Consider the following 17,089-nt stretch of genomic DNA (forward strand, 5'->3'; position numbering starts at 1 on the left):
TTGCGAGACAGTCGTTAGATAACGAAGAAGGCCCGGTCTTTACAGACCGGGCCTTCTTCGTCTCACGGTACTACTGCGGGCAGGGGTTTGTTGGGTCGGAGGTGTGGTTGTTGACGGAGCCTGGTTTGGCCGGGTTGCCGCCTGCGGGGGTGGTGTTTGTGGTGGGCAGTGACTCCAGCGTGCAGGGGGATCCGCCGGTGCTGGTGGGAGCGTTCGGGCTACTACTGCTGACGGGACCGGGCTTCGTGTTCTCACTGGGGAGGATGCCGCTGGTGTGCATCCAGAAGGTGGCCATGCGGGTCCAGTGCTCTGCAGGAGTTCCTATAGGGTGGACGCCGAAGCCGTGACCGCCTGAGGCGAAGTAGTGAAGCTCAGCGGGGATGTGAGCGTCCATAAGCGCGCGGTAATAGACGATGGCGTTGCGGCCGTAGGTCTTATCGTTCTCTGCCTGGAAGACAAAGGTAGGCGGCGTGAACTTGTTCGGCGTGTAGACGGGGTTGAGCTCTTTTTCGGTGGGATCGTCGGTGAGATAGGCCGGGTAGGCGACGATGGCGAAGTTAGGGCGAGCATCCCGAGGCGTACCGTTCACGGTGGGTACGTCTGGAGCTGCAGCGGTGGACAAGATGTGCGCATCGTCCGGGTGGGTGCTGAGCAGGACGGCGAGGTTGCCGCCAGCGGAGTAACCGACGACGCCGATGCGGTCAGGCGAGAAGTGCCACTCGGAGGCATGAGCGCGGGCGATGCGCATGGCCTGCTGCGCGTCTTCGAGGTCGGCGGGGTCGGTCGGGTAGTGGCCTGCGGAACCTTCAGGCTGTGGCACTCGATATTTCACGAGCAGGCACGTGACGCCGATCGAGGTGAGCCAGTCACAGGTGTCCGTGCCTTCACCATTCCACGCGAGTCGAACGTAACCGCCGCCGGGAAAGACGAGCGCGGCAACGTGAGCGTCCTTCGAGGGCACCGGAGAGTAAACGGTGAGGGTCGGCTTGGAGACGTTGGTGAGCCGCTGCGAGCGCTTGCCATTGAAGAGACCGTCGGTGGGCTTGGTGACGTCGACCTCCGCGTCGCTGGTCATCGGCGGCTCAGGTGCGCCGTGCGGCCAGAGCGGCAGAACCGTCTGCTGTGCGTGGGCGGTGGCAACGAGGAGCGTAGCGCCGAAGATGGCGATGAAGAGAGAGGTGACCCGAGTTGTCATGCGGTACATCGTATGGGAAAAGCGAGGAGTAGGGAATAGGCATAGCCCGGGAGTGAGGAATAGAGCGTAGGGAATAATGGACGCAGGAGCCAGCGTCGCCAAATAGAGCGTACAAAGGAACGTCATAAAGGCTGCGAGTTTGAGTGCGGGAGATCGTTGATGGGCTGCAGGTATGTAGTTTTTCTGTCTGTATGGATTGTGTTGAGCGCGGCAGGTGGGGCACAGAGCTTCGATTGCGAAAAGGCCGCTACAAATGTGGAGAAGGCTGTGTGTGCGGATTCGTCGCTGAGTCTCGCTGACGATCGACTGGCGGCGGCTTATAAGCAGGTGATGAGTGCTCTGCCGCCGGATGCGAAGGTGACGATCCGCGAGGGTGAGGCGAGCTGGCTGCGGTCGCTGGAGAATGCCTGCGCGCATAAGCCGGCGTTTCAGGAGAACTTCACGACGTGCCTGAAGCGGATGTACAAGGAGCGGACAGTCACGCTGCAGAAGATGGTGGTGAGTAAAGGCGGCGTCAAGTTCGTGATGCTGGAGAAGACGCTGCTAACCAGGGACAGCGCGGACGACATAGGCAATAAGGACATCGAAGAGAACCCGGGGTTCGGGACTCTGCACGTGAGCTGGCCGCAGGCGCTGACGGATGCGCCGGAGTGGAAGGCCTGGAATGCCGAGGTGCTGGCGGAGACGCAGAAGGAGGCCGGCGGCACGGGCGAGCTTGATCAGCCATGGAAGAAGGAGTGGGCTGCGGACTCCGAAACCGAGGTGACGGCGACAGTGGATGCGATCAGCGGAGGGATTGTGTCGACGCAGGTGTCGATCGAAGGTATGGGCCATGGGGCTGCTCATCCGGGGGAGGCAACGCATGAGTTTCACTGGTTGCTGAAGGATGGCCGCAAGCTAAAGACTTCCGATGTGTTTCTTCCGGGGACAGGGTGGGAGAGTGCTCTGGAGAGGCGGTGCCGCGCTTCGTTGAAGATCCAGATCGGGAAGGACTATGAGGAGTACGTGGGAAAGGAATTCCAGAAGACGCTGGATGAGGTTGTATTGAATCCAGAGAACTGGACGATGGATGGGACGGGGATGACGATCAGTTTCCCTGAGTACTCAGTGACGCCACGGATGGACCCGGCAGAACCGGTGACTGCGCCATGGGCAACGCTGAAGGGGATGCTGGCGGTGGGGTTTGAGCTGCCGAAGTAATCGCACGCTGAAGAGAGATCGTCTTATGTCCTATAGGCCAATCCGTTTGATATCGCCAAAGCTGGACAGTTCCAGGTCAGGCAGGATTGATACACTGGTTGGATGCTGCGAGCGACGCTGTTGACGCGCCGCGACTGAGCTGGGACCTCTGATCATAATGAGTGAGTATTTACGGAAGATTAAATCGCCGGCAGATGTAAAGAAGCTGGGGATGGTTGAGCTGGAACGGCTGGCTGAGGAGATTCGCGATCGTCTGATCCAGGACGTCGCGAAGACGGGCGGACATATCGGTCCGAACCTCGGGGTCGTGGAGCTGACCATCGCGATGCACTACGTTTTCGATACGCCGCGGGACAGCTTTGTGTTCGATGTGAGCCACCAGAGCTACGTCCACAAGCTGCTTACGGGACGCGAAGACAGATTTGATACGATTCGACAGCCGGGTGGTTTGAACGGCTTTATGCTGCGCACGGAGAGTGAGCATGATTCGTTCGGTGCGGGGCATGCAGGCACAGCTCTGAGCGCTGCGCTGGGCATGGCGGTCGCGCGCGACATGAGCGGCGGCACGGAGAAGATTGTTGCGCTCGCAGGTGACGCGGCGTTCACCAATGGCATCAGCTTCGAGGCGTTGAACAACGTGGCCTCGACGAAACAGATGCTCATCATTCTGAACGATAACGAGTGGTCGATCGATAAGAATGTCGGGGCGATTGCGGAGTACTTCCACAAGATTGCGACGAACCCGACATACGTGAATCTGCACGATCGCGCGACGGGGCTGATCGAAAAATTCGGTGGACGCGCGGCTGCGCATCTTGCACGCAAGGCGGAAGAGGCTGCGAAGGGCATCGTGGGTCGCGGCATGTTGTTTGAAGAGTTTGGGCTGAATTACTACGGGCCGGTTGACGGACACAATCTGCCGATGCTGATTGAGACGTTCAAATTTCTTAAGACGCAGAACAAGCCAGTGATCCTTCACGCACTGACGCAGAAGGGTCGTGGATTTGCTCCGGCGATGGAGCAGCAGAAGAAGTTTCATGGCCTCGGCTCGTTCGATCCTGAGACGGGAGCGACGAAGCCTGCGCCTCAGAAGACCTACTCGGAAGTGTTTGCTGAGACGTTGACCAAGCTAGCCAACGTGGACGATAAGGTCGTCGCGATCACGGCGGCGATGCCGAATGGCACGGCTCTCGATCTGTTCCGTCCGATGCATCCAAAGCGGTATTTTGATGTGGGTATCGCAGAGGAGCATGCTGTGCTGTTTGCGGCTGGTATGGCGACCAAGGGATATAAGCCGTTCTGCGCGATCTACTCGACGTTCCTGCAGAGGGCATTCGATCAGATCGTGCACGATGTGGCACTGCAGGAGCTGCAGGTGGTCTTCTGCATGGACCGCGGTGGCCTGAGCGGCGATGATGGGCCGACACATCATGGTCTGTTCGACATTAGCTATCTACGCGGGATTCCAAACATCATCCACATGGATCCGAAGGACGAGGATGAGCTGCAGGACATGATGCAGACAGCGTTGGAGCACAAGGGGCCGAGCGCAATCCGTTATCCGCGTGGGATTGGTCCGGGGTCGGTGCTGAAGGACGTTCCGGTGGCGTTGGAGATTGGCAAGGCCGAGGTGCTGCAGGACGGCAGCGATATCGCGATCTTCGCGCTCGGCAACATGGTGGCAGAGGCGACGAAGCTTGCGAAGCTCCTCGCTGCGGAAGGGCAGAGCGCGGCGGTGATCAATGCTCGGTTTGCGAAGCCACTCGACGTGGACTGCGTGGCGAAGTACGCGCGCAAGTGCGGCGTCCTGGTGACGATGGAAGATCATGTGCTGGCGGGCGGGTTTGGTTCGGCGGTCCTGGAGGCTCTGAGTGGAGCAGAACTCGAGGTGCCGGTTGTGCGCGTTGGATGGCCAGACCAGTTCATCGAACACGGCAAAGCTGAAGATCTGCGCGCGAAGTATGGGCTGACGCCTGAGGCTGCGCTGGTAAGAGTGCGACCGCATTTGAAGCACGCTGTGGTGAGTTAGAAGCACCGCAAGTAAAGGCCCGCATCGAAATGATGCGGGCCTTTACCTTGACTTGAGATCAATTTGCAGCGAGAAGTTCGAGGGTGCGCTTTTGACGATAGGCGAAGGTCGCGGCGAGCTGTCGGCGGATGAAGAGACTGTTCGCGAGAGAGCCGAGGGGGCCCAAGGGAAGTTCGTACTCCACGGCGTCGATCAGGTGCGTACCCGATGTGTTGGCCGTCAGAGTGTGGCAATGGCGCCAGTACTTGAATGGGCCTCTGAGTTGCGTGTCGCAGAAGCCGCGCAACCAAGTGAAGTTTTCGATAGAGGCTTCCCATTTTGTGCGGATGGGTGAGAAGGGAATCGGTCTGATGGTGAGCGTGAGGCGCGTGCCAGTGCCTGCAATGATCCTGTCAGAGCCCGGGAACGCTTCCGGCGATGGTGGCGGAGCGATAAAGGTAGCGGCCTCAATCCGGGCGTCCTGCCATGCAGGCATCAGACGTGGCAGGTTATCGGGGTCCGCGAAGAATGCGAAGACCGTCTCGAGCGGATAGTTGAGTTGCTGCTCGGCCTTGAAGTGGAATCGCATATGAGACCGAGTGTAGAGGATAGAGTGCGGTGCAAGCCGAACGCTTTGCGAGCCTGTTGATGCGGGGCGACTTTTGTGGAGATTTATTCAGAAGAGACGATGCGGTCTGAAGTTGTGGCGAAACAAATAAAAGCGGCGTCCGCAAGGGACGCCGCTTTTGCCAGGGAGGCTTAGTCGCTCAGTCTTACAGGCGTTGTTAGTTGGGCATCAGAACGGAGTCGATCACGTGGATCACGCCGTTGGACTGGAATACATCCGCAGTGGTGACATAAGCAGAGCCACCCTTTTCATCGGTGATCTTGACCTTACCCATGTCGAGTGTGAAGGTGAGCATGCCACCCTCAACAGTCTTTGCGGAGTAGGTGCCGCCACCCTTCTTGATCATCTTGATGAGTTCCTTCGAAGAGATCTTGCCGGGGACAACGTGGTAGGTGAGGATCTTGACGAGTGTCGCCTTGTTCTCAGGCTTCACGAGTGTATCGACGGTGCCAGCCGGGAGCTTGGCGAAGGCATCATCAGTCGGTGCGAAAACGGTAAAGGGCCCGGGGCTGTTGAGCGTGTCGACCAGGCCCGCTGCCTTGACGGCTGCGACGAGGGTCTTGTGGATCGGCGAATTGACTGCGTTCTCGACGATGGTCTTGGTGGGGAACATCTCAGCGCCGCCGACGGTGGGGTCGGCCTTCTGAGCAGAGGCGCCGAAGGAGGTAATGGCGAGCGTAGCAGCGGCCATCAATGTAAGCAGAGACTTCTTCATAGTGTTTTCCTTCGAGGAGCAGATTTGCGGTCATGAATCATCCGCTTGGTTGCCTTCGCTCCGGATGCAAAGGCACACATGGACAGAACGGAGTCTATGCCGATCTGGATTGCGGCGTTCGCGATGTTGTTGTCGGGCGCAACGGAATGGGGGATTGCAATGATGTCATCAGAAGCGGAATCGGACAACAGCGAACGTATGCCGACTTACCTGCGTGCCATGGGTCGATCCAAGTCAGGTAACAGTTAGCAATGATTGGACGTCTTACTGATGTGGCCTTTTGTGTGGTGAGTGTATGAGTTCGGAGAGAACGTTAACCGCTGGTACTGTTGACAAAGCCGAGGCAGCCACTTCAACTAGAGTTCAGGAGCGGAGTTTCGATGGAGACGCGGGCCTTGAATCAGCAGGAAGTGCTACCGGCGGAGATGGGGTGCGAGATGCTCAAAGAAGAGCTTTCCCAATTGGGAAGTCGTGATGAGCATGCACGCGGCCTGTGGCTGGTGGGCCTGTATAAGCTGAGCAAGACTGTATTCTTCGGCGTGATCGGGATCGGCGCGTTACGGTTTCTTCATCACAACTTTGGCGAGTTTGTAGCGCAACTGATCGATGCGCAGCGAATCATCGACCCCGAAAGTCATCTGGCCAGCATTCTGATGGACAAAGCTGACCTGGTGCAGAGCCATCAGCTGCGGCAGTTCAGCATGCTGACGATTGGTTACGCTCTGCTGTGCCTGATCGAAGGTACAGGGCTCGTGATGCGACGGGTGTGGGCCGAATACTTTACGGTCTTCGTTACTTTGCTGGGGATTCCAATTGAGGTGTACGAGCTGATGGATCATTTCACGTGGCTGAAGGTGGGCGTGATGGCGATCAACTTGGCTGTGCTTGGCTACCTGTTATGGGTGCTGAAGCTGAAGCGCACCCAAGATGCCGAACTGGCTCGCCAGTAGCCGGGGTTGCGCGTGCAGTGGGCACGCCCGTCACAATCAAGACGATAAGGTCATTCGATACTAAATTCTGAAACAGGCCTCGACTTTCGCTTTTTCATCGCCTTAGCAGAAGGTCGCAGCTCTGGCAATTGAGCAAGTAGGGACGACTCAGAGGAGATAACACTAGCTGTAGTGGTGTGGGGCTAGGCTACGTCTACATTTTGTCTTTTCCACATTTTCAGTGGAAAAAGAGTTCCGAACTGTCAAGTTTTCGCTTGCCAGCGAGAGGAATCCCAGCGATTCTGAAGTGGAAGCAAGTGGTAGAAAGTGGCGAAAGTTGGAGCAGGCCACAAAATCTAACCATCTGTAGCGATGGTACGGCAGCAGACTACGAAAAGCGAGTCTTCGGCTAGGTACCTTCGGAGGTTTTGAGGTGCTTCGTGGAAGCCATCTAGCGCGCGTGGACGAGAAGGGCCGACTCAAGGTTCCTGCCGAGTTCAAGCGCCTGTTTGACGAGAAGTACGGACAAAGCTTCTTTATTACGAGTTTCGACGGTGAGCGGGCGGAGATTTTCCCGATGCCGGAGTGGGAAAAGATAGAGGCGACGATGGCGGAACGGCCATCGAGCGACGAAAAGACGCGGTTCCTGAACTTCACCAACTATTTCGGTGGAGTGGTCGAGATGGATTCTCAGGGACGATTGCTACTTCCGCAGAACCTGCGCGAGAAGGCCGGGCTTGAAGGCGAGCTTGCCGTGCTGGGACTGCAGAACCGAATTGCAGCGGTGAACGACGAGCAACAACTGGCGAAGCTGAAATCGGCTCCGCTGACGGGCGCGGACTTTGCGGCACTGGCTATTCCGGGAATGTAAGCAGGCACGATCCCGGCAGCACGACGGGTTCAGAACGACACGAATCCCAAGTTCAAGTTTTGATGGACAGCTTCTTAGTGAAGCGCATGAGGCGGACGATATGGCTGAACCGCAACATGTACCGGTTCTTTTAGAGGAGAGTTTGGAGTATTTGAATGTGCGCCGCGGCGGCGTGGTTTGTGACGCGACCCTCGGATTTGCGGGACACAGCTCAGCGATCGCTCGCAGGCTGGGACCGCAAGGCAAGCTGATCGCGTTCGACCGCGATGAGCAGGCGATGGCGAAGGCCAAGGTAAGGCTGGCAGAGCTTGCCGAAGAGCTTGGCGGAGAGATGCCGACGGTTGAGTTTGTGCCGCGGCCGTTCTCGGATATTGCCGAGGTGCTGAAGCCGGAGTCGCTGGATGGTCTGCTTGCTGATTTTGGTGTGAGCAGCATGCAGCTGGATCAGGCGCACAGAGGTTTTAGTTTTCGGGCCGATGGGCCGCTGGACATGCGGATGGATCCGCGCAGCGAGCTGACGGCCGAACAAGTGGTAAATCAGGTTGACGAGGAAGACCTCGCCAATCTGATTTACGAATACGGAGAGGAAAGGAGGTCGCGGAGAATCGCCAGAGCTATTGTGCGGGCGCGGCCGGTGACGACGACAGCAGAACTTGCTCGAATCGTCTCGGCCTGCGCCCCGCCAATAAAAGGCGAGAAGATTCATCCGGCGACCAGGACCTTCCAGGCACTTCGTATTCGCGTGAATGATGAGTTGGGCGAGATTCAATCGCTGCTGAAGAGCGCGGAGTCTCTGTTGAAGCCGGGTGGTCGAGTGGTGCTGATCAGCTTTCACTCGTTGGAAGACCGGCTGGTGAAGGACAAGTTCAAAGAGGCAGCAGCGGATGGACGCCTTGATGTGCTGACGCGGAAGCCGGTAGTGGCGACGGAACAGGAGTCGCTGCGGAATCCGCGGTCGAGAAGCGCGAAGCTGCGTGCGGCTGAAAAGTTGGAAGTGAAGCAAGGCAAGGTAAGCAGTAGTCAGCAAAGAACAAGCAACAAATACCGGAGGCGGTAGGCATGGCGACGATGGTGATGGGACAAGAGATGGAGCAGATGCAGGGACGCCGCCAGTCGGCCAGTGCTGTTCGCCGCGCGTTGAGCGTGGCGGAGCGCAACCGCGAACTCTTTGAGCAGCAGCAGGCTCGCCGTCGTGGACCTACGCCCGAGATGTTCTTCACCAAGCACTTGGACAATAGCCGCTTGGTGAAGGCGGACGATCCCGATCGCCGTGCCGAGATGAAGCGCTTCACCCTGGTGATGAGCCTGTTCTTCGCGCTGACCATGGTGTACGTCTGGCAGCACTTCTCCGCGATCGAGGTTGGCTACAACGTCGAGGCGCAGAAGCAGCAGGTTGAGCAGATGCGTGAGGACAATCGTCAACTGCGATTGCAGCAGGCAGAACTTAGCGATCCGGGCCGCATCGATGCGCTGGCTCGGCAACTGGGAATGCAGCAGCCGATGCCGGGGCAGGTTGTTCGCCAGGAAGGCCCACTCGATGGGCAGCCCGTACTGGCACAGGCGCACGTGCCCGTAATGTCGGCGAACTAGCGCTAATCGGAGTGTTATCACAAAGACCCAATAGGAAGTAACAATGAAGACGCCGCCACGCAAGACACTGACCGCACCGATCCGCAGAGTGCGCTTTGTCTGGGTGGCGTTTTTCTTTTGCGTATGGGCAGGCGTCATTGGCGCTCGCTTAACGTGGCTGCAGATCTGGCGGCACTCTGAGTTTGCGGAGCGCGCTGAAAAGCAGCAGCAACGGACCTTCGAGGTAGCTCCACGGCGAGGTGTACTTTACGACCGCAACCTGCGCGAGATGGCGATGACGGTGCTGGTGGACAGCATCTACGCCGTGCCGAGTGAATTGGGTGACAACAAAGACAGCGACGCCCAGTTGCTGGCGAAGATCGTACACATAGACCCTGCAGAGAAGTTTACGAGCGAGTCGCAGATACAAGGTCGGCTGAACGCGCAGCGCAACTTTGCATGGATCGCCCGTAAGGTGGATGCGGATACAGCGACACGCGTGCGAGAACTGAATCTGAAGGGCATCTATTTTCAAAAAGAATTCAAACGCTTCTATCCGAACGGAGAAGAAGGCGCGCAGATGCTGGGCTATGTTGGCACGGATGACAATGGCCTCGGCGGCATGGAGTTGAAGTTCGATGAAGAGCTGCACGGGCAGCCCGGGCATGTGCTGACGGCCATCGATGCGAAACGGCATGTGATGGGGTCAGTGCAGAGCGATCCGGAGCCGGGTGCGAACCTGATGCTGAGCATCGATTCGAACATCCAATACATGGCGGAGCAGGCGTTGGATGCGCAGATGGCGAAGGTGAAGGCGGCGCATGGAACGGTCGTTGTGCAGGACCCGCACACTGGACAAATCCTTGCACTGGCGATCAGTCCGCGCTTCAACCCCAACGACAAGCGGCATATGGATGCGAGCGTTCTGACAAATCTTGCGGTGAGCGATGTCTATGAGCCTGGGTCGACGTTCAAGCTTGTGACCTATTCCGCTGCCGTCGATGCTGCTGGCGTCGAGCCCACGGAAATTGTCGACTGCCAGGGTGGTGTGATCAATCTGTATGGGCGTCTGATCCACGACGACAAGAGCGATGCCGGTATGGGCCGTGTGACGGTGCAGAAGGCGTTGGAGAAGTCGAGCGACGTGGCAGCGGTAAAGCTCGCGCTGAAGCTTGGGCCACAGAAATTCTACGACTACATGCGGTCGTATGGTTTCGGCGATAGGTCGGGCATCGAACTGCCGAGTGAGACGCGCGGTCTACTGCAGAAGCCGAAGCGCTGGACCGCGACCAGCATCGGTTCGCTCGCGATTGGGCAGGAGATTGCGGTGACACCTGTGCAGCTTGTGACGATGGTGTCGACGATTGCGAACGGTGGCGTCTATATGCCACCGCACGTCCTTCTGCAAGAGAGCGATGGAATGAAGAGCGAAGCTAAGTTGCAGGCTGAGCCTTTCCGGCCTACAGATCACCTGCCTGCGCAGCTGCCGGAGGGAGCGCATCGTGTCATCAAGGAGACCTCGGCAGCGAAGATGCGGGCGATGATGCAGGGCATCGTGGAAGAAGGCACGGGCAAGGCTGCACAGCTGAACGGCTACAGCTCCGCGGGTAAGACGGGCACGGCAAACAAGGTAGACCCAGCGACACACGCTTACTCACACACGAAACTGGTTGCGAGTTTTGCAGGGTTCGCCCCAGTGAATAATCCGGCGATCAGCGTGACGGTGGTCATCGATACGCCGACGGTCGGCAGCTTGTACGGAGCTGCTGTGAGCGCGCCGGTGTTTCATGACGTGGCGCAACAGGTGCTTGAGTATCTCGGTGTGCCTCATGATCAGGCAGTGAAGACTCCTCAGCAGATGATGGAAGCTGCCAAGACGGCGGACACGGATGACACGCAGGATGCGCAGGTGGGTGATCTGAATGCGCTGTTCGACGAAGTGAACAGTCTGCCGGCAGATGATCCGTTGCGCCAGCCCGCAAACGCAGCAGCCATGGCACAGAACGCACAGGCCGCAGCGGAGAAGGAAGCTGTTGCCCAGCAGTCCCCCGCGCCAAAACACGCATGGACAAATCTGCCGGACAAAGTGCTCGCCGCGTTCCATGCGAATGGCGATACAACTTCGGTGATGCCGGATGCGAACACGCGCGAGGCAAAGGTGCAGCCGCCAGATGTGAAGCCAGCAGTGCAGGCGCAGCCCAAGGGTTCTGTGTATGTCGATAGCGGCAAGCGTGTAGCGGTGCCGGACTTCAGCGGGGCAGCATTGCGCGATGTGGTGGAAAAGGCTGGGATCGCGGGACTGCATGTGCAGACAGTGGGCAGTGGTGTGGCGCACGAACAGGCTCCGGTAGCAGGCACGATGGTACCGATGGGCACTGAGGTCGTTGTGCGATTTGCACGCTAAAAACTAGAAGATTGATGAGCTAGGATCGTCGTATGAGATGGAGTGAAGTGATTGCGGCGATGCAGGCGGTACACACGTCCGGTCGCGGCGATGTGGACGTGCATGGCGTTCAATATGACTCACGACGTGTGAGTGCGGGCGATGTGTTTGTCGCTATGCGCGGTGGGACGACCGATGGTAACAAGTATATCGATGTAGCACTTCAAAAGGGTGCCTCTGCCGTCGTGACGGACTCGCTCGAGGTTTTTGTAGATCTGCGTTCGCAGCAGCCGGAGCTTGCTCTGGCTCTTGTGGAGCATGGTCGACGTGCGTTGGCTGAGGTGAGTGCGAGAGTCTTTGGTGATCCACAAAAGGTGCTGAAGCTGAGTGCCGTGACAGGCACGAACGGCAAGACTACGACAGCGTTCCTATTGGAGCAATTGCTGCAAAGTGCAGGGCGCAAGTGCGTGTTGCTCGGCACCATCGAGACGCATGTAGCCGGCGAAGTGCGCGAGAGTGAACACACAACTCCCGAGAGCCGCGATGTGCTGGCGTTATTTGCGGAAGGTGTTCGCACGGGTTGCACGGAAGCTGTGATGGAGATGAGCAGCCATGCGCTGGATCAGGAGCGCGTGTGGGGACTGCCGGTGGACGTGGCGATGTTCACGAACCTGACGCAGGACCACCTCGACTATCACGGGACGATGGAGAGGTATGCTGCAGCGAAGGCGCGTTTATTTGCGGGGGTGGGAGCAGCGTCGCCCCGGGTTGCGGTGATCAACCTTGATGATCCGCGCGGCGATGATATGTGCCGCGAGTTTTGTGGTGAGATATTGATGACGTATGGCATCGACTCTGGTAAATGGCGAGCAACGGAGGTCACGCTGCGGGCCGGGCAGACTCAATTCAATTGGCAGACGCCTCATGGGGCAGTCGCTATCTCGTCACCGCTTACTGGCCGAGTAAATGTGTACAACCTGTTGGCAGCAGGATGTGCGGCGTTCGCACGCGGATTGTCGGTCGATGATATTGCGGCGGGAGCGAAAGGTCTTCGCCAGGTGCCGGGACGATTTGAGGTGGTACCGGGCTCCGACGTGGCTGGTTTCACTGTTGTGGTGGACTATGCACACACGGATGACGCTCTGATCAATTTGATTGCGCTGGCTCGCGATCTCGTGAAGGAGCAGCGTGGTCGCGTGATTACGCTGTTCGGCTGTGGCGGTGATCGTGATCGAACCAAGCGTCCGAAGATGGGCCGTGCCGCTGGCAATGGCAGTGACTTCGTTGTTGTAACTAGTGATAACCCACGCAGTGAAAAGCCTTTGGCCATCATTGATGAGGTGCTCGTTGGTGTGCGCGAAACCGGTGTGACATTTGTAGTTGAGCCAGATCGCGCTGCTGCTATTGCTGCTGCGATAGGTGCAGCGAAGTCTGGGGACATCGTGCTGCTCGCAGGCAAAGGGCATGAGAAGGTGCAGATCTTCGCCGGTGGTCCAGTACCTTTCGACGATGTAGAAGAGGCTGCGCGCGTATTGCGAGAGGGTGGCAAATGAAGTTGGCGCTGGGGCAGATCGCGGACTGGATTCACGCTGAAGGTATCTTCGATACGAATGCGGAGGCGGTGGGGTATTCGATCGATACACGTACGATCGGAGCGGGCGAGCTGTTTTTTTCCGTCACTGGCGAGCGAGTCAACGGTCACGACTATGTGGAGATAGCGATTGCCAACGGTGCGGTGGCTGCAGTAGTGAGCCAGCGCTGGCTGCCTCCAGCGAACTTCGATGAAGCAAAGCTGCTGCGGGTCCCGGATGATTGCGATGACTGCGTGCTGGTGGCGATGCAGAACCTGGCCCATGCCGTCAGAAGGCGTTGGGGCAAGCGCGTGATCGGGGTGACGGGCTCCGCAGGTAAGACGACCACGAAGGAGTGTATCGCCACCGCCCTCAGTTCTCGGTTCTCGGTTCTTAAGACAGAGGGCAACTTCAATAACCATTTTGGCGTGCCGCTGACACTGTTGCGACTGGAGCCAGAGCACGAAGTGCTGGTGCTCGAGATGGGCATGAACCACGCTGGTGAGATTGCTGCGCTCGCGAAGATCGCAGAGCCGGATTGGGGCGTGGTGTCGAACGTCGGGATGGCTCATGCGGAATTTTTTCCTGACGGGATAGAGGGTATCGCTCGTGCGAAGCGGGAGCTGATAGAAGCGCTACCAGAACGTGGCCTTGCTATTTTGAATGGCGATGATGCACGCGTGCGCGCTTTCTCCAACGGTCGAGAAGACTGCACCGTACTGTACGGCACGAGCGAGGGCTGTGCTGTTTCCGCGAGGAGCATTGAGGACCTTGGATTGAATGGGACTGAGTTCGATCTGCACGTCGAAGGTGCATACGGTGACGATTCGACTCGTCCTGCGCTGCGCGTCGTGCTGCGTTTGCCTGGAAGGCACAATGTCTTGAATGCGCTGGCCGCGTTTGCTGTCGCCAGCCGCAGCGGTGTGCCAATGCTCGCTGCGATGGCTGCGTTGGAGCAGATGCGACCGACAGACAAGCGTGGCAACCTTCTCAGCTGGCATGGTGCAGAGATTGTGAATGACACATATAACTCAAACCCCACGGCTCTCCTGTCGATGATTGAGGCGTTGAAGAAGACCGATGCGAAGCGTCGGGTGCTAATCGTAGGTGAGATGCTGGAGCTTGGCGCAGAAGGACCTCGGCTCCATGCAGAGTGCGGAGCGGCGGCGGCGACTGCCAAGATTGACGTGGTTGTCGGCGTGCGTGGGCTCGCGAGCGAACTTGTAAAAGCCGCTGGAGCGCGGGGCATCGCCGCAGAGTTTGTCGACAGCGCAGAGCAGGCCGGCGCATGGATGAAAGAGAATCTGCGTGAGGGGGATGTTGTGTTGCTGAAGGCCTCACGTGGTGTGCGATTGGAGCGCGCGCTGGCAGCGCTGGAAGCTTGATTGCTGCAGTGCTGATCTGGCTGGAAACGGCTGATTCACAGGGCCTGGGCAGCGTAAGATGACGATGGGTTGCGTGTGAGACGCAGCAAAAATGCACGTGTGAGGCACATCCTTTGCTCTATTGGCTGTTGTATCAGAAGCTGTTTCCGTACTTCCGATTGTTCCGCATCTTTCGTTACGTAACGCTGCGCTGTGTACTGGCGAGCGTTACGGCGCTGCTGATCGGGTTACTGATCGGACCGTTCGTGATCGAGCGGTTGCGCGAGTTTCAAATCGGCCAGTATGTGCGCGAGGATGGGCCGCAGAGCCACTTGAAGAAAGGCGGCACGCCGACCATGGGTGGCGTACTGATCTGCATTGCGATCGTGGTACCCGCACTGCTATGGAGCGATCTGAGCGACCCGCTCGTGTGGCTCGTCGTCCTGTCAACGCTAGCATTTGCTGCTATCGGGTTTACAGATGATTACATCAAGGTGGTAAAGAAGCGGAGCCTGGGACTGACCTCGCGCCAGAAGCTGGCACTGCAATTTACTGCGAGTGCTGCAGTTGCGATTGCGCTAATTTGGTTGGATAGGCGGGGCGAGTACTCAACGCGGCTGGTGGTGCCCTTCCTTAAAGGCTATCGGCCGAACCTGATCATCGACAGTCTTCTCAAGACGCACCTCTGGCCTTTGGCGTTTATTCCATTCGTGCTATTCGTTATGCTCGTCATCACGGGATCAAGCAATGCGGTGAACCTTACGGATGGTCTTGACGGCCTTGCCATCGGTTGCACGATTATTGCAGCGGGTGCGTTGACGGCGCTGACCTATGTGAGTGGACATGCGGTCTTCAGCGACTACCTCGAGTTGCAGCGCATGCCTATGGTGAGTGAGCTGACGATTTACTGCGGCGCGATGGTGGGCGCGAGCATCGGCTTCCTCTGGTACAACGCGCATCCGGCGGAGATCTTTATGGGCGACGTGGGCTCGCTGATGCTAGGCGGCGCGATTGCGACGGTCGCAGTAGCGATCAAGCAAGAACTGTTGCTGCCGTTCATCGGCGGCGTGTTCATCATGGAGGCTCTGAGCGTGATCCTGCAGGTAGGCAGCTACAAGCTGCGAGGTGGCAAGCGCATCTTCAAGATGGCACCGATTCATCACCACTTCGAGTTGCTCGGCTGGAGCGAGAGTAAAGTGATTGCGAGGTTCTGGATTCTGGCGCTAGTGTTTGCGCTGTTTGCGCTGACGACGCTGAAGCTGAGGTAGCAATGGACAGGAACTAACGATGACTCTGGAACTCAAGAACAAGCGCGTACTCGTTGTCGGTCTCGGTAAGAGCGGGCTTGCAGCAGCGCGGTTTCTCAAGGAGCGCGGTGCGACGGTGACTGTGAGCGATGCTCGCCCGGCGACGCTGATCAAGGAGCTGCCGAGTCTGCTGGAGCAGGGCTTTGCTGTCGAGACAGGTAGCCATGGCCTGCTGACGTTTCGCCGCCAGGACCTGATCGTGGTGAGCCCCGGCGTGCCGATGTCGACGCCTGAGCTGATGCAGGTGAAGGCCCTGGGGATGCGTGTCATCGGGGAGATGGAGCTTGGCTCGCAGTACCTGCAAGGCGAGATGATTGCGATCACCGGTTCCAATGGCAAGACGACCACGACGACGCTGATGGGCGAGATTCTGAACGCTGCGGGCAGGCCGACGCTGGTGGGTGGCAACATAGGAACCCCGGTGACGGCGCTGGTTGCGGAGAGTACACCGGATTCGTGGAGTGTGCTGGAGGTTTCGAGCTTTCAGCTGGAAACGATTGAAAGCTTCAAGCCGCGTATCGCGATGGTGTTGAATATCACGCCAGACCACCTGGATCGGCACGGCAGCTTTGAGGCCTACGCCGCGGCGAAGGCGCGCATCACAGAGAATCAGACCGTAGAGGACTTTCTCATTCTGAACGCGGAGAACAAGGCCGCACAAATGGTCGCTGCAAAGACAAGTGCAAAGATCTACTGGTTTAGCCCGCGCAGGCCTATCAAGCAGGGCGCGTTCGTGCATGGTGAGTCGGTGCTCTTTCTCGCAAAGGAAGGTGGCGTGGCAGAGCCTGTGATGCCGGTGGCGGAGATTCCGCTGGCTGGCAGCCACAATGTAGAGAATGTGCTGGCGGCGGTGTGTGCGGCGCGACTAGCGGGTATCGATAGCGAGACCATCCGTGCCGCAGTGGCGTCATTCAAGGCCGTTGAACACCGCCTGGAGTTCGTGCGTGAACTTGGCGGTGTGCGCTACTACAACGACTCGAAGGCCACGAATGTCGATGCAACCGAGAAGGCGATTGCTGCCTTTCCTGGCGGCATTCACTTGATTCTCGGCGGCAAGGACAAGGACTCGGACTACGCCACGCTGGAACCGCTGCTGTGCGAGCGCGTCAAGACGGTTATCACCATTGGTTCGGCTGCAGAAAAGATTGAGCGCCAGCTCGCGGGTATCGCGAAGATAGAGAGTGCGGAGACATTGGCACGGGCGGTTGCTAAGGCGCAGGAGATTGCGGTCGCAGGCGATACCGTTTTGCTGGCTCCCGCATGCGCAAGCTTTGACCAGTTTGAAAACTACGAGCACCGTGGCAGGGTGTTCAAGGAATTGGTAGCGAGCTTGCAGTAAGGCGGCAAAG

The 17,089-nt window shown here is 58.3% G+C and carries 15 protein-coding genes; 12 read left to right on the forward strand and 3 right to left on the reverse strand.

The window, feature by feature from the left end; genetic code table 11:
• Window positions 1–70: 70 nt before the first annotated feature.
• On the reverse strand, window positions 71–1,195 hold the full coding sequence (locus OHL14_RS09470; RefSeq protein ID WP_263379099.1) for an alpha/beta hydrolase: 1,125 nt from the start codon (window positions 1,193–1,195) through the stop codon (window positions 71–73).
• Between the two features lie 159 nt (window positions 1,196–1,354).
• Here OHL14_RS09470 and OHL14_RS09475 point away from each other — a divergent pair, with 159 nt between their 5' ends.
• The gene (locus OHL14_RS09475; protein ID WP_263379100.1) at window positions 1,355–2,395 is read left to right on the forward strand and encodes a DUF3298 domain-containing protein; all 1,041 of its coding nucleotides are present in this window, start codon (window positions 1,355–1,357) and stop codon (window positions 2,393–2,395) included.
• A gap of 157 nt (window positions 2,396–2,552) precedes the next feature.
• On the forward strand, window positions 2,553–4,424 hold the full coding sequence (gene dxs, locus OHL14_RS09480; RefSeq protein WP_263379101.1) for a 1-deoxy-D-xylulose-5-phosphate synthase: 1,872 nt from the start codon (window positions 2,553–2,555) through the stop codon (window positions 4,422–4,424).
• 58 nt (window positions 4,425–4,482) lie between these two features.
• Here the strand turns inward: dxs and OHL14_RS09485 are convergent, their stop codons facing one another.
• Window positions 4,483–4,992 carry an SRPBCC family protein gene (locus tag OHL14_RS09485; RefSeq protein ID WP_263379102.1) on the reverse strand — a complete coding sequence of 170 codons (510 nt, stop codon included), beginning with the start codon at window positions 4,990–4,992 and terminating at the stop codon, window positions 4,483–4,485.
• 196 nt (window positions 4,993–5,188) lie between these two features.
• On the reverse strand, window positions 5,189–5,746 hold the full coding sequence (locus OHL14_RS09490; RefSeq protein ID WP_263379103.1) for a fasciclin domain-containing protein: 558 nt from the start codon (window positions 5,744–5,746) through the stop codon (window positions 5,189–5,191).
• 96 nt (window positions 5,747–5,842) lie between these two features.
• Here OHL14_RS09490 and OHL14_RS09495 point away from each other — a divergent pair, with 96 nt between their 5' ends.
• The 10 genes from OHL14_RS09495 to murD all read left to right on the forward strand — a co-directional run bounded on the left by OHL14_RS09495 (window position 5,843) and on the right by murD (window position 17,079).
• Window positions 5,843–5,995: a hypothetical protein gene (locus tag OHL14_RS09495; protein ID WP_263379104.1), complete on the forward strand. Its 153-nt coding sequence runs from the start codon at window positions 5,843–5,845 to the stop codon at window positions 5,993–5,995.
• A gap of 131 nt (window positions 5,996–6,126) precedes the next feature.
• Window positions 6,127–6,696, forward strand: coding sequence for a DUF2127 domain-containing protein (locus tag OHL14_RS09500; protein ID WP_263379105.1), 570 nt, complete (start codon window positions 6,127–6,129; stop codon window positions 6,694–6,696).
• A gap of 412 nt (window positions 6,697–7,108) precedes the next feature.
• Complete coding sequence (locus OHL14_RS09505) at window positions 7,109–7,546, forward strand: division/cell wall cluster transcriptional repressor MraZ (protein ID WP_263379106.1); 438 nt, start codon at window positions 7,109–7,111, stop codon at window positions 7,544–7,546.
• A gap of 100 nt (window positions 7,547–7,646) precedes the next feature.
• Entirely contained in the window at window positions 7,647–8,603 is a 957-nt protein-coding gene (rsmH, locus tag OHL14_RS09510; protein ID WP_263379107.1) for a 16S rRNA (cytosine(1402)-N(4))-methyltransferase RsmH, read from the forward strand.
• A 2-nt stretch (window positions 8,604–8,605) separates the two neighbouring features.
• Entirely contained in the window at window positions 8,606–9,136 is a 531-nt protein-coding gene (locus OHL14_RS09515; RefSeq protein ID WP_263379108.1) for a septum formation initiator family protein, read from the forward strand.
• Between the two features lie 43 nt (window positions 9,137–9,179).
• A complete protein-coding gene (locus OHL14_RS09520) occupies window positions 9,180–11,519 on the forward strand; it encodes a penicillin-binding protein (protein ID WP_263379109.1) in 2,340 nt (779 codons plus the stop codon).
• A 32-nt stretch (window positions 11,520–11,551) separates the two neighbouring features.
• Window positions 11,552–13,051 (forward strand): UDP-N-acetylmuramoyl-L-alanyl-D-glutamate--2,6-diaminopimelate ligase, encoded by a 1,500-nt coding sequence (locus OHL14_RS09525; RefSeq protein WP_263379110.1) that lies wholly within the window; start codon window positions 11,552–11,554, stop codon window positions 13,049–13,051.
• Window positions 13,048–14,454: a UDP-N-acetylmuramoyl-tripeptide--D-alanyl-D-alanine ligase gene (locus tag OHL14_RS09530; RefSeq protein ID WP_263379111.1), complete on the forward strand. Its 1,407-nt coding sequence runs from the start codon at window positions 13,048–13,050 to the stop codon at window positions 14,452–14,454. Before OHL14_RS09525 ends, OHL14_RS09530 begins: the two co-directional genes overlap by 4 nt.
• Before the next feature lie 113 nt (window positions 14,455–14,567).
• Window positions 14,568–15,701, forward strand: a complete 1,134-nt coding sequence (gene mraY, locus OHL14_RS09535) for a phospho-N-acetylmuramoyl-pentapeptide-transferase (RefSeq protein ID WP_263379112.1) — start codon at window positions 14,568–14,570, stop codon at window positions 15,699–15,701.
• Window positions 15,702–15,726: 25 nt separating this feature from the next.
• Window positions 15,727–17,079 (forward strand): UDP-N-acetylmuramoyl-L-alanine--D-glutamate ligase, encoded by a 1,353-nt coding sequence (gene murD / locus OHL14_RS09540; protein WP_263379563.1) that lies wholly within the window; start codon window positions 15,727–15,729, stop codon window positions 17,077–17,079.
• Window positions 17,080–17,089: the final 10 nt, after the last annotated feature.

This window comes from Granulicella paludicola (assembly GCF_025685545.1).
Classification (GTDB): domain Bacteria; phylum Acidobacteriota; class Terriglobia; order Terriglobales; family Acidobacteriaceae; genus Granulicella; species Granulicella paludicola.

Excerpts from the sequence above, each read along its gene's own strand:
- OHL14_RS09470 (WP_263379099.1), bottom strand. The coding sequence starts at position 1,195 with ATGACAACTCGGGTCACCTCTCTCTTCATCGCCATCTTCGGCGCTACG.
- OHL14_RS09475 (WP_263379100.1), top strand. The coding sequence starts at position 1,355 with ATGGGCTGCAGGTATGTAGTTTTTCTGTCTGTATGGATTGTGTTGAGC.
- dxs (WP_263379101.1), top strand. The coding sequence starts at position 2,553 with ATGAGTGAGTATTTACGGAAGATTAAATCGCCGGCAGATGTAAAGAAG.
- OHL14_RS09485 (WP_263379102.1), bottom strand. The coding sequence starts at position 4,992 with ATGCGATTCCACTTCAAGGCCGAGCAGCAACTCAACTATCCGCTCGAG.
- OHL14_RS09490 (WP_263379103.1), bottom strand. The coding sequence starts at position 5,746 with ATGAAGAAGTCTCTGCTTACATTGATGGCCGCTGCTACGCTCGCCATT.
- OHL14_RS09495 (WP_263379104.1), top strand. The coding sequence starts at position 5,843 with ATGCCGATCTGGATTGCGGCGTTCGCGATGTTGTTGTCGGGCGCAACG.
- OHL14_RS09500 (WP_263379105.1), top strand. The coding sequence starts at position 6,127 with ATGGAGACGCGGGCCTTGAATCAGCAGGAAGTGCTACCGGCGGAGATG.
- rsmH (WP_263379107.1), top strand. The coding sequence starts at position 7,647 with ATGGCTGAACCGCAACATGTACCGGTTCTTTTAGAGGAGAGTTTGGAG.
- OHL14_RS09515 (WP_263379108.1), top strand. The coding sequence starts at position 8,606 with ATGGCGACGATGGTGATGGGACAAGAGATGGAGCAGATGCAGGGACGC.
- OHL14_RS09520 (WP_263379109.1), top strand. The coding sequence starts at position 9,180 with ATGAAGACGCCGCCACGCAAGACACTGACCGCACCGATCCGCAGAGTG.
- OHL14_RS09525 (WP_263379110.1), top strand. The coding sequence starts at position 11,552 with ATGAGATGGAGTGAAGTGATTGCGGCGATGCAGGCGGTACACACGTCC.
- OHL14_RS09530 (WP_263379111.1), top strand. The coding sequence starts at position 13,048 with ATGAAGTTGGCGCTGGGGCAGATCGCGGACTGGATTCACGCTGAAGGT.